11 protein-coding genes and 3 pseudogenes are annotated in these 9,605 nt (G+C 48.2%); 3 read left to right on the top strand and 11 right to left on the bottom strand.

Annotated features, from left to right (window positions below; translation table 11 throughout):
• Window positions 1-24: 24 nt before the first annotated feature.
• The 10 genes and pseudogenes from AC2A06_RS18275 to AC2A06_RS18230 form a co-directional block, all read right to left on the bottom strand.
• A protein-coding gene (locus tag AC2A06_RS18275) for an IS3 family transposase (RefSeq protein ID WP_484381226.1) occupies window positions 25-1,175 on the bottom strand; the annotation gives its coding sequence in 2 pieces (ribosomal slippage) (window positions 25-905 and window positions 905-1,175; 1,152 coding nt in all).
• A gap of 61 nt (window positions 1,176-1,236) precedes the next feature.
• Window positions 1,237-1,485: a type II toxin-antitoxin system RelE/ParE family toxin gene (locus tag AC2A06_RS18270; RefSeq protein ID WP_484381225.1), complete on the bottom strand. Its 249-nt coding sequence runs from the start codon at window positions 1,483-1,485 to the stop codon at window positions 1,237-1,239.
• Window positions 1,482-1,766, bottom strand: coding sequence for a damage-inducible protein J (locus tag AC2A06_RS18265; protein WP_484381224.1), 285 nt, complete (start codon window positions 1,764-1,766; stop codon window positions 1,482-1,484). Before AC2A06_RS18265 ends, AC2A06_RS18270 begins: the two co-directional genes overlap by 4 nt.
• Before the next feature lie 245 nt (window positions 1,767-2,011).
• Window positions 2,012-3,343: a gluconate:H+ symporter gene (locus AC2A06_RS18260; RefSeq protein ID WP_484381223.1), complete on the bottom strand. Its 1,332-nt coding sequence runs from the start codon at window positions 3,341-3,343 to the stop codon at window positions 2,012-2,014.
• 202 nt (window positions 3,344-3,545) lie between these two features.
• Entirely contained in the window at window positions 3,546-4,532 is a 987-nt protein-coding gene (locus tag AC2A06_RS18255) for a C-terminal binding protein (protein ID WP_484381222.1), read from the bottom strand.
• A gap of 144 nt (window positions 4,533-4,676) precedes the next feature.
• Window positions 4,677-5,546 carry a fumarylacetoacetate hydrolase family protein gene (locus AC2A06_RS18250; protein WP_484381221.1) on the bottom strand — a complete coding sequence of 290 codons (870 nt, stop codon included), beginning with the start codon at window positions 5,544-5,546 and terminating at the stop codon, window positions 4,677-4,679.
• Window positions 5,547-5,565: 19 nt separating this feature from the next.
• Window positions 5,566-6,306: an SDR family oxidoreductase gene (locus tag AC2A06_RS18245; RefSeq protein WP_484381220.1), complete on the bottom strand. Its 741-nt coding sequence runs from the start codon at window positions 6,304-6,306 to the stop codon at window positions 5,566-5,568.
• A 401-nt stretch (window positions 6,307-6,707) separates the two neighbouring features.
• Window positions 6,708-7,019 carry a type II toxin-antitoxin system RelE/ParE family toxin gene (locus tag AC2A06_RS18240; protein WP_484381219.1) on the bottom strand — a complete coding sequence of 104 codons (312 nt, stop codon included), beginning with the start codon at window positions 7,017-7,019 and terminating at the stop codon, window positions 6,708-6,710.
• Complete coding sequence (locus AC2A06_RS18235) at window positions 7,016-7,279, bottom strand: type II toxin-antitoxin system ParD family antitoxin (protein ID WP_484381218.1); 264 nt, start codon at window positions 7,277-7,279, stop codon at window positions 7,016-7,018. Before AC2A06_RS18235 ends, AC2A06_RS18240 begins: the two co-directional genes overlap by 4 nt.
• Before the next feature lie 52 nt (window positions 7,280-7,331).
• Window positions 7,332-7,971 (bottom strand): annotated as a pseudogene (locus tag AC2A06_RS18230) (tyrosine-type recombinase/integrase); the annotation flags it as partial.
• A 1-nt stretch (window position 7,972) separates the two neighbouring features.
• Here AC2A06_RS18230 and AC2A06_RS18225 point away from each other — a divergent pair.
• From AC2A06_RS18225 to AC2A06_RS18215, 3 genes and pseudogenes are all read left to right on the top strand, one after another.
• Window positions 7,973-8,245, top strand: a pseudogene (locus AC2A06_RS18225) (helix-turn-helix domain-containing protein); the annotation flags it as partial.
• A gap of 81 nt (window positions 8,246-8,326) precedes the next feature.
• Window positions 8,327-8,553 (top strand): annotated as a pseudogene (locus AC2A06_RS18220) (SymE family type I addiction module toxin).
• Window positions 8,550-8,894, top strand: coding sequence for a SymE family type I addiction module toxin (locus tag AC2A06_RS18215; protein ID WP_484381217.1), 345 nt, complete (start codon window positions 8,550-8,552; stop codon window positions 8,892-8,894). Before AC2A06_RS18220 ends, AC2A06_RS18215 begins: the two are co-directional and overlap by 4 nt.
• A gap of 278 nt (window positions 8,895-9,172) precedes the next feature.
• Here the strand turns inward: AC2A06_RS18215 and AC2A06_RS18210 are convergent.
• A partial coding sequence (locus AC2A06_RS18210) for a hypothetical protein (protein WP_484381216.1) occupies window positions 9,173-9,605 on the bottom strand: 433 nt, incomplete at its 5' end.

The following is a 9,605-nucleotide window of genomic DNA, read 5'->3' as shown; positions in this document are numbered from 1 at the left end:
TACCCACGAACAATGGACACACGGCTAAGCGAGGTTTTGGTTTTCAAATTGTTCCGGGCTAAGACCACCACAGGCACTGTGGCGACGCCAGCGATTGTAATCGCACTCGATATAATTAAACACGGTTGTTCGCATTATTTCCCGGCTGGCAAAGTGCTCGCCGTGGATACACTCCACTTTTAGTGAGTGGAAGAAGCTTTCAACACAGGCATTGTCGTAACAACAGCCTTTTGCGCTCATACTGCCACGCAGATTATGGCGTTTCAGTAAGGCCTGGTAATCCGCTGAACAGTACTGGCTGCCTCTGTCTGTATGAACAATGACATTTTCCGGGCGTTTACGCCGCCACAACGCCATTTGCAACGCATCGCACGCCAGTTGTGCCGTCATCCGCGAGGACATCGACCAGCCGATGACGGCTCGCGACCACAGGTCAATCACTACCGCCAGGTAAAGCCAGCCTTCATCTGTACGCAAGTAGGTAATGTCACCCGCCCATTTCTGATTCGGCCCACAGGCGGTAAAGTCTTGTTTCAACAGGTTTTCTGACACCGGCAAACCATGCTCACGGTAACTGACCGGCCTGAACCGGCGCGAGGCCTTTGCGCGCAGCCCCTGACGACGTAGGCTAGCGGCGATGGTTTTGACGTTGTACGCTGGAAGCTCATCAGAAAGACGTGGCGCACCATACCGCTGTTTTGCGTCACTGAATGCCTTTCCAACGGCCTCATCGCAGACAAGACGGAACTGCTGACGCGGGGTTATCTGATGATGACGTAGACGCCAGGCATACCAGCCACTGCGGGCGACACGGAGCACCCGACACATGGCTTTGATGCTGAACTCAGCCTGATGTTTTTCGATAAAGACATACTTCATTTCAGGCGCTTCGCGAAGTATGTCGCAGCCTTTTGGAGAATAGCCAACTCTTCATCACGTTCGGCTAATTGGCGCTTTAAGCGGGCATTTTCAGTAGCAAGAGTCTGTTCACGCTCAGAAGCAGATAGGTTTTGCTGTTGCTTAGTACGCCAAGCGTAGATTTGCGATTCATACAGACCGAGTTCTCGCGCAGCGGCGGCCACCCCAATACGTTGGGCGAGCTTAAGTGCTTCGTCACGAAAGGCGGGCGTATGTTGTTTACGGGGCTTGTTTTTCGTTGTTGATGTTTTAGTCATGAGTCACCTCTGGGTTAAGAGTTTACTCACTTAATGCCGTGTCCACTATTGCTGGGTAAGATCAAACAACACTCCCTTCAACGACATAGACGATAATAAACGGGAAGCGTGGAACCACCAGTTTGCGCTGTTTCTCAGTATTTCCTGCTTTTACCCCTGCCAACGGATTATCCTGAAGGATATTCGCCATGCCGACGAACTTGTCATCTGTGGCGCTGGCTATGGATAGACCCGCTTCTTGGCACAGGTAACGGAAGATAGTCTCGCGGTCTGCCTGTGCCTGTTTTTCCCACTGAACAACTGATGTCACAGTTTGCCCCGCGCTGCCTGCATTTTCAGCTCATTCATGTGGCTATTCATTTCGTCGTTGCTGATAAAATCGCCTTCACCGCCATCATAGCGGCTGAACGCTTCTATTATTTGCTGCTCCAACCAGCCATCATGTTCACTGTTTTGATAACGACGCTCTTCCTCGGCCAGTTCTTCTGCTCGCTGGCGCATCACCTCTGTCAGAGTCGTTCTCTGTCTTTCCGCTGCTTGCATCGCCAAGCGTTTGGTCTCTTCATCGATTCTGAAGTGGACTGTACTCATTATCATCCCACCGTGTGGTGTCATTCGTGTTGTCATTATGCGAGTTATTTTTGGGGCTGTCACTCTCTTAACGGCGATATCGTCGCCGATGGCTTCGATGTGGCAATGACTAAATCTTTATGAAAACGGTAAGTCCATTCCCTGGCAGGAAGCACGGTCAGGCAAAGGTGTCGCAGTATTAGGGGCAGCTATTTAAGGATTCCATCGCTGGCCGCCTACAAGCAACTCGAATTATTTTGTATATATCAAATTATGCCGATCACGGTATTTAAGACAATAACCCCGATAAGGCCATACAATGCCAGTAATGTTGCCTGTACACACCACACTTTCACGGTTTGGATTATCGAAAGATTAAAGTATTCTTTAATAAACCAAAAGGCGACATCATTAGGTGGTCCTCCAAATACGGATGCGGTACATATTGCCAATACCATCAGCTCAGCATTAGCACCGGTAGAGTTTAATATGGGTAATATAATGGCTGATGCGGTGAGTACGGTCACGGTTGCGGAGCCAACACATAATCTGATGCTACAGGTTATCAGCCAGGCAAGGAGGAGGGGAGATATATCCCATGTTCTGGTGATATCGGCAATATAATCCGCCATACCGCTATCCAGTATGACTTGCTTGAATGCACCACCTCCGCCGAATACAAAAAGCAAGGCCCCCATGCTGATGATGGAAGACTCGACACTTTTCATTAAATCTTGCATCTTTCTTCGCCCACCACGCAGACCAAAAACGTATAAGGCAATAAAAACAGAGATTAACAAGGCAATGTCTGGGTTACCGATAAATGTTAAGATTATTTTAATGCTGGAGTCGTTCGCCAACATAAATTCACAAATAACACTAATTAAAATAAGGGCGACTGGGAAAAATGCCGTAAGCAGACTGAGTGATAAGCTGGGAAGATCTTCATCATTAAAGCTTTTTTTGGCAATAAGATTTTCGGGGATATCGATATCCCATTTTGAGTAAAGTTTTGGCATGGATAACCCGAATATTAACGCGCCGGGTATGGATATTATTAACCCATATATCAATATAATACCAATATTAGCCTGATTGAGCACGGAGGCAACTGCAACCGGCCCGGGATGTGGGGGAAGGAAACAATGTGTCAATGTAATTGCCATTAAAAATGGCAGCCCGACCTTCAGTAACTTGACTCGCGCTTCTATAGCGATGGTGTAAACAATGGGAATAATCAAAACGAAGCTCACTTCCCAGAATAAAATGACACCAAGAATAAATGAAGCAAGGCAAATTGCCCAAGTGACATATTTTTGACCGAATACTCTGAGCAGATTGGAGGCTATACTTTGGGCTCCTCCTCCTTCAGCGATGAGCGTGCCAAATATAGCGCCGAGAACAACAATGATGCCGATATGTCCAAAGGTGCTCCCAAGGCCATGCTCTATTGATTTAACAATGCTTAACGGCTCCATGCCCTGCATAAGCCCAACAAAGATAGCTGTGAGCATTAAAGCAAGAAAACCATTCAGCTTAAATGCAATAATTAAAGTGAACAGTAATATTACACCGGAAAGCAATATAACCAGAGGCATGGCGGGCTCCTTTTTTATCGATTCGCTTTAAAGCTTTATAACTAGCTGCTCAATAGTTCACTATTGATGGTGTTTAAATTTCACACAATCTATAAAATGAAAAATGATTTTAATTAATAAACATCACCTATAAATTTATAGTGCATGTGTTTTACTGAAGAAATAGTGGTTCTATTGAGCTTTATTGCTTAATGATTGCTATTTATCGAGATTGACCGATAATTTCTTTGTTGACTACATTGTAGGCATCCCCACCGTTTAAAAAAGAAATTGCCGTTTCTGCCGCCATTCTTTTTAAGGCCTCGAAGGACTCTAATGACCTATATCCTATATGTGGGGTCACAATCACATTTGGCCTACCTATAAGTTCTTGGCACAGGCCTTTAGGTGGTTCCTCTTCTAAGACATCAAAGCCAATAGCTTTTATTTTACCTGAATCTAACGCTCGAATGATGGCATGAGTATCTACCAAAGCCCCACGTGCTGTATTAATAATAAAAAGGCCATCTTTAGCTTTGACCAGGGTTTCATCATTGATGATATGATGGGTTTCTTCATTCAATGGTGCCATAACAACAAGAATATCGGAGTGCTGAAGCAGAAAATCTAAGCTAACACTCTCAACCCCTGCTGAAGTAAAAAAATGAGAGGGAAGGTGAGGATCGAAAGCAATTTGCGAATAGCCCAATGGCGTTAAAAAACAAGATAATTTACGAGCAATACGCCCGAAACCAAGGAGGCCAACAGTTCGCTGACTGACTCGCCGCATTGCATAACCTGTGTCCTCATTCCACTCTCCGCTGTGTACGCTATTATTGTACAGAACTATTTTCCGCTCCAGTGCAAGAAGTAAACTGAGCGCATGGATTGCAACTTCTTCCACGCCATAGTCCGGCACGTTGCAGGCAAGGACTCTATTTTTAGTAAATGCTGGTAAGTCGAGATTATCAACACCAATACCACTTCGAACCACCATGCGTAAATTCGGTAAATTCTTGAGTAAATCATCATCCATAGGGAGATAAATACAGATTGCCGCATCGGCATCCTGTGCTGTTTGAATTGCATCTTCAGGGGTGACACAGTCAAGAACATCGAAGGCTATTCCATTGCTGGAACAGAGTTCTTTAATTTTATCAAATTCCCCTTCAGGATAATGGTGCCCATCCAGTACAACTAATTTTTTCATCGTAACGCTCCAGGGTTTCTGTTGTTTATTTTATATTTCTCATATTTAAAGTTGCATGTTCACGGGTTGTGTTTTCTCTCTGGGAAGGTGAGAGTGTCGCTAGAAAACGAGCTATGTGCTTGGCGAAGTTTACGACTTTGCCTTTTACAGATTGTTTGAGCGTTTAACCGGGTAACCTACCGTTCTTTGGCACTGTTCACCCAAGCCATCTATTCCCAGGCGCATCGTTTGATTGGGTTTCAGGTAGATTGGATAGGGTTTTTGCCCCATCCCCACTCCTGGAGGTGTGCCTGTGGAAATCACATCCCCGGGTTGCAGGCTCATAAAACGGCTCAGGTAGCTGATGATGTACGGGATCGAGAAGATCATGGTGTTGGTATTTCCATTCTGATAGCGTTTACCATCCACCTCCAGCCATAAGTTGAGGCTATGCGGGTCAGGAATTTCATCAGTAGTGACCAGCCAAGGGCCGATGGGGCCAAAGGTATCGCAGCCTTTGCCTTTGTCCCAGGTGCCGCCGCGTTCAAGCTGAAATTCGCGTTCAGACACGTCATTAATTACGCAATAACCGGCGACATGCTGCATGGCATCCTGTTCGCTGATATAGCTTCCCCCTAGGCCAATCACCACGCCCAGTTCCACTTCCCAGTCTGTTTTGATTGAGTCTCTGGGGATCAGTACATCGTCGTTTGGCCCAACCACGGCACTGGTCCATTTATTGAAAACGACGGGTTCTGTTGGGATCACTGCACCGGTTTCCTCTGCGTGGTCGGCATAGTTCAGTCCAATACAGATGAATTTGCCAATGTTACCGACACAAGCACCCAGACGCGGCTTTCCTTCGACCAACGGTAGGGTGGCAAGATCAAGTTGCTGCAAACGAGTGAGGTTTTCCGGCAACAGGGCCAACCCGGCCACATCGGTAATATGCTGCGAAAGGTCGCGAATATTGCCGTTATTATCATAAACACCTGGGCATTCCCGCCCTGCCGCACCATAACGTAAAAGTTTCATTATTCTCTTTCCTTAAGCCTTAGTTGCTCCAACCGCCATCAATAATCTGTACGGTGCCAGTAGTATAGGAACTGGCGTCTGACGCAAGATACAACGCCAACTTGGCGATCTCTTCGGCTTTGCCAATGCGGCCCAGCGGCTGGCGCTCGACAAATGACTGATAAACCGTTTCGATGCTACTGCCTTGTTCACGAGCTTGTTCAGCAATGCGCTGATGCAAAGAAGGTGATTCCACGGTGCCTGGGCAAATGGCATTGCAGCGGATCCCTTGGGAAACATAATCCGCCGCTACTGAGCGCGTTAGGCCAATGACTGCGGCTTTGGAAGCGCTGTAGGCAAAGCGGTTAGGCACCCCCTTCACGCTGGAAGCCACAGACGACATATTGATAATCGACCCCTGTTGGCGCTCCAACATAGCGGGCAAGAAAGCGCGGATCATGCGAAACATCGCGGTTACGTTAAGATCGAGTGCAAATTGCCATTGTTGTTCAGTGCAGTTGAGGATAGAACCGCTGTGTACCACTCCGGCACAGTTGAACAATACATCCAACGTCCCCACCGTTTCTGCCACTGCGGCAATCGCTCTGGTATCGGTGACATCCAGTGTTAGTGGTGTAATGCCATCCAAGCCTTGTAGTTGTTCGGTATGGATATCGCTGGCAAGGACGTTAGCCCCCGCCGCTGCAAAAAGTTTGGCGCTGCTTAGACCAATTCCTTGTCCTGCTGCTGTGATCAGAACCCGTTTTCCAGATAAATTCATGCGGCCTCCTGTAGCACTGCGGCCTGATGGTCAGGCCATTGAGGGGATTAAAGCTCAGTTTTTCAACATCAAGAAGAACCTCTTACTTATTGTTATTTGTTATAAAAAGAAACTTAATATTTCAAAATGTTACCAATGTGTAACTTTTGAATAACAATTACTCAAGTGGGCTGTGCCATATCTGTGCGCAAAGTCGCGAATTTCGGCGCCAATATGGATAGAACTGTGAGGTCGCTTGCCATGCGTTGTACGTAGTGAGCTAAGGCCGCCATGATTTTGTGGGCGGATTGGGTGCGGATTGTGGCCAGGATAACGGTGAGTTGGTGATGATTGAGAAGAAGAGCTTGATTGCGCGCCTGCTGCCGTGGGCTTCCCACACCCACCGACTCACAGATAACCAGCTAGCTTTGCGGACTTTCCGGTGACCCAGGGAACAACAGACTGATATCTCTGGCTCCGTGCAACACCCTTTCTATTCTGACTTCAACATCATGAACGCTATACACAATAAGGTAACGTCCATAAGTGCAGCTTCTTATCCTCTGGCCCAGTTCTGGCCTCTCGCGGTAAACGTCGGGTGATTCACTTATCAGTAGGCATTGCTGATATAACTCATCAGTAAAGCTCACCGCCCTTAACGGATTATCTCGGGCGATATAGTCGCCGATGGTTTCGATATCATGCTCCGCCAGTGGCGATAGGCTCAGCTTCATTTGCTCTGATTACCCTCTACCATACTGCGGTATTTACGTGTCAGCCGGTTAAACACGGGTTCCGCTTCTTTGCTTTCACCGCTGTTTATACCTGCACTGACCGCTTTTTGTAGTAATTCCAGTTTCATCTGTTGTTCCCGTTCCTCCAGTGCACGAAGTCCGGCACGGATAACTTCACTGGTATTGTTGTAGCGTCCACTTGCTATCTGTTCCCGGATGAACGCCTCGAAGTAGGGGCTTAGCGCCACGCTGGTTGGCATAGTATTTTCTCCATCAGATTACTATCAGTTATTAACTATTAGTATTTCAGAGTTACTCATTTTCATCAACCTGCTCTGCGGGGTGAGTGGAGGCATGAACTGCCTGTAACGCCCGGATGCTCACTTGCGTATAGATTTGTGTAGACTCGAGACTGGCATGACCGAGCATGGCTTGTATCCAGCGGATATCGGCGCCGTTCTCCAGCATCTCGGTTGCCATCGCATGGCGGAACAGGTGGCAACTGCCCCAGCGGTTGACACCGGAGGCCACGATATCGCTTTTGGTGACAGCCGTAACGCCATTGGGTGTTAACCCCGCCAGACCATCCAGTGCCACGAACAGTGCCTCAACCTCGGGATTAACCACCAGTTGCGGCCGCACCTATTGTTGATAGTGCTGTACCCATTTCAACGCCCGCTCCCCGATGGGGGATAACCCGGTCTTTTTTCCCTTTACCCTGGCGGATAGTCACTGTTTTACGGCTGGTATCAACCGCATACTGGTCAAGCCCGGCCACTTCGATGCGTCGCATCCCGGTTGACCACAACAGCTCTAACAACGCCCGGTCACGCAACCCCTGCAAGGTGCTGATATCCGGCAGCGCCAACACCTGCTCCACTTCTTCCATACTCAGGATATGGCGCGGCAAGCGTTTTTCCTGTTTTGGCAGCACCAACCCCGAAGCTGGGTCTAATGTTTCACAACAAGCGGTACAGACTTGGGAAGCGGGTCGGCGACGGATACAGATATCTATACTGCCTGCTGTAGCTAAACTGCTTTCAGTTTCTCTGGAAGGTTTATTGGGTGAAGAGACAGAACGCACCCCACGCAAGCGCGGCCCGGCATCACGACTGGAACAACAGATTGAGATTATCAGCCAGTTACCGAAGGGTAGGCAGAAGATAGTGGCTGAGATGCTAGATGCGGTTATCGCACAGGCGCAACAGCAGGAGACTGGCAGCTAACAAGAAGATTTTTAGCGCGGGTTGAAGGTGCAGCAACACCGACAACCCGCTAACCACAAGCAACTAACAGAGGTAGTTACCATGGCTGAGCAACATCATAAGTCAGAACCCGCCACACCCCAAGCCCGCAAGAGCATTGTCGGCTACCGCCCCAACGGTGGCAGGCCTAACCCGATACCGCAACTGTGACCATCAAGGGCCGATGGCTGGAAGCGCTGGGGTTTAACAAGGGCCAACCCGTGAGCATTATTGCGGAACAGGGCCAACTGATTATCCGCACCGCAACCACCACGGAGGGGAACGCATGAACATCACTTTTACCCCTGAGCCGATCCCAGAGTTAACGTTGTCCGGCAACCCACTGGCCGCACTCGGTTTTACCACCGGCACCCCGCTGCAACTGACCTTAAGGAACCGCACATTGTGGGTCACCACCGCCACCGATGTGGCCACCTGGTTCACACTGTGCGCGGTTAGCCAACAGCGGCAAGATTTGGGGGCGGACTGGGTGCGGGATAACGGCGAACTGGTGATTGCTGGCGACTGGCTGAGCGAGTCCGGCATTACCCACGCTGAACAACTCACACTCACCGCCGCACCGGGGATTATCCGGGTGCAGCGGCGGGAAGAGGGAGGGTTTAGGGCTTAGAAGTAGGAACCCCGGCCAGTTGGCCGGGATCTTTTTACGAGGTTAAACCAAAAGATTCAGGCAACTCCTTAATGAACTCCCGTTTGTCTCCAGTATATTCATGCGATATCTCCGAGAAGAGTCGGATAATGTCATTCTTGTCGTCATCGTTTAGTAATTGTAATTCTGAAGCCATTTGCTCCATCATTTCTACTGCTGTATCTGGATCTAGTTGATCTTCACTAGTGAATTCTAAGAATATAGCGAGATCAGCTATGATTTTTACTAGTTTAACACTGCTATTCTTTAACAACTTTCACCTCTATATTCTTGATTCCTAACTCATCAAACATCTTCTGTGCACGATTCGCTTGTGCCTGCGTGGTTACTTCCCAACGACCGGTCATCCCATTGTTTTTCAAAGCATCTGATTGCCGTAGTGCTTGATCCTTAGCTTTCTGAGTTGTAACAACAGATATTTTCCTATCTATCATTACGTTCCCATCCACACCGTCAAATCTCACTGGTTTATTTTTACCATCTACATCAACTCGGTCAATACTTGGAGCTTGTCCTTTCTGTGTTTCGATATTTGAGCGAGCGCCTGAAGCGGAGTCATTATAGTCTTGGGCACGTTGACTCATGCTTGCATTTTCATCGTAAGCATCCGGTGGTCTCACCTTGAGTAAGTAACCTGATTGGTTATTCTTTTGGCACTGCTTAGCTAAAGGT

The sequence above is a fragment of the Serratia sp. HNCC26DJ244 genome (genome assembly GCF_057180565.1).
The sequence above is the reverse complement of the archived record's forward strand: the minus strand, read 5'-3'. Positions and strand labels throughout refer to the sequence as shown.